Annotated in this window: 1 pseudogene; it reads left to right on the top strand. The window is 45.1% G+C overall.

Going from position 1 to position 830, the window contains the following annotated elements:
* Positions 1-830 (top strand): annotated as a pseudogene (locus BCU12_RS23300) (insulinase family protein); the annotation flags it as partial.

Below are 830 nucleotides of genomic sequence, written 5' to 3'. Positions count from 1 at the left end.
AGATAAACAAGAGAATGTCGAAGAACTCGCGGCTAAATCCGTCGACTGGCGTGATGCAACGAACCAAACTGCCGACAAGCCTCTCTCCTTAATCGCCGCCAGTACCGCTTTTAATACACCGAAAGAAGCCGGCACTGTCGTGAGTCAACAAGCCCTAAATCAAGGTCAGAATATCCACACATGGTCATTATCGAATGGTATTGATGTCTGGTACCAAAAAGATACAAAAGTAGGCAATAAGGTACACATGGTACTCGCAAGTCGAGGCGGTAAAGCCGTGTTAGACAGCGATCTGTATATCACCAGTGATATTGCCATTAATGCCGTCTCGCGCAGCGGTATTGGAGACTTTACGGGGTCCTCTCTCGATGCCCATTTAAGAAGGCATGATCTCACACTGCTTCCTTTCATCAACTTCACTCACCACGGTGTTGAACTGCAAAGTAACCAGAAAAACTTAACCGATAGCTTTGCCGCTCTTCATACGGTGTTTACGGATATTAATGTCGACCCCGCACAGCTAGACGCCGTCAAACAAGAATTCCGCCAATCGGCGAGTACGTATATTGACTCACCATTTGGGCAATTTAACAAAGCACTGAATCATGTGAGCTACCAACCATCCAGCCGGCACTATTTTGGGGAGATCGAAGAGATTGATGCGGTAGACGTCAGCAAGGTTGAACGTATTCACAATGAATTATTTACCAAAAATAGAAATTATCAGTTGGTGATCATCGGCAACTTAGAAGCATCCGACTTAACACCACTTCTACGAAAGTACATTGCGTCTATACCTCTAAGTAAAGCCCAAGATAAACAGTTCGATA

The sequence above is a fragment of the Vibrio sp. 10N.261.55.A7 genome, assembly GCF_002877365.1.
Classification (GTDB): domain Bacteria; phylum Pseudomonadota; class Gammaproteobacteria; order Enterobacterales; family Vibrionaceae; genus Vibrio.
Note: the sequence above shows the minus strand (reverse complement) of the source record. Positions and strands in the feature narration are given on the sequence as shown.